This window comes from Bacillus sp. JJ1566 (assembly GCF_036962685.1).
Classification (GTDB): domain Bacteria; phylum Bacillota; class Bacilli; order Bacillales; family Bacillaceae_L; genus Ferdinandcohnia.
The window spans coordinates 1-1,108 of record NZ_JBALOP010000093.1 but is presented as its reverse complement, the minus strand read 5'-3'; the positions used below and the strand labels follow the sequence as shown (position 1 = coordinate 1,108).

Here is a 1,108-nt window from a genome sequence, read left to right as displayed (position 1 = left end):
TCTCCAATACCATGGATAGATTTGATGATATTATATTCTTCAATTTCTTTAGCGAGGGCATCTATCTCTGACTCTAACTTTGATAGGTGCTCTTTATACTGAAGAATCATTTTAATATACATACCTAGGCTTAGTATATGACTTTGATAAACAGTCTTTTCAAAAGGATTACGTGAAGCGGCAGCTTTAAGTCGAATCGCTTTTTCCTTTGCCCACCTGCTTGATCGACTCTTACAAAGACCATTTATCTTGTCTGTAATTACTTGCTCACTTGCACTCAAAATATCCTCGGAAGAGGGGAACTCTGAAAGAGTTAATAGCGATACCACTGAATACAAATCTCCAAAGACACCTTTGTATTCAGGAAATACTTGTTCAAGCACTGCCTGAAATTGAAGCTTTGTTTGAATCATCACTCCAGTTATATTTTCATGTTGCCTAGTAAGGTTGCGAAGGTTTAATAATTGTACTCCACGCTTTTTATAAGGCTCCAATTCTTCCTTATAAAACAACTCACAAAGAAGATAAGCATCAACTACGTCTGTCTTTACTTTTCTTAAACTCGACGCTCGAGCCTTATATGAAATTAAGGGATTAATGATAATCAATAAATAACCCCGTTCCTCCAAGTAATGAACAACTGGAGTTTGATAATGCCCAGTAGCTTCTAGAATTATTGAAGGTTTTCTACCAGAATCACTTTTCACATCTTCAAGAAATGAAACAAGTGAACTAAGCCCCTCCGTAGTATGAGAAACTTTAAAACTCCTACGGTAAGGTTTGCCTTTATCTAAAAATGCTTGAACCTGACTTTCCCCTTTTGAAACATCCAGACCAACGACTGGATTCATTCTAAATCTCCTCCTAAACTAGTAATTTGCCAGTACCCCTGTTACCTCCATGCAGTGTCACAGCTTCGCTTGTTATACGAGATCTATGTCCCAACCAGCCTCAATCATGTTTCTACAAGTAGGGGGCGAACAGTTTAGCTGTCGGGGTCGAAGCCCCACGGGCAGTTACGTTCTACCCTGGCTACTGATATAATAAAACCATATAAAAAATGGTCAACCAGAAATATTTAGCATTCTGGTTAACCTTATAATACGAA

1 protein-coding gene is annotated in these 1,108 nt (G+C 38.0%); it reads right to left on the bottom strand.

The window, feature by feature from the left end:
- Window positions 1–851, bottom strand: an 851-nt coding sequence (locus V7112_RS23655) for an IS110 family transposase (RefSeq protein ID WP_335424413.1), incomplete at its 3' end; no start/stop codon positions are given.
- Window positions 852–1,108: the final 257 nt, after the last annotated feature.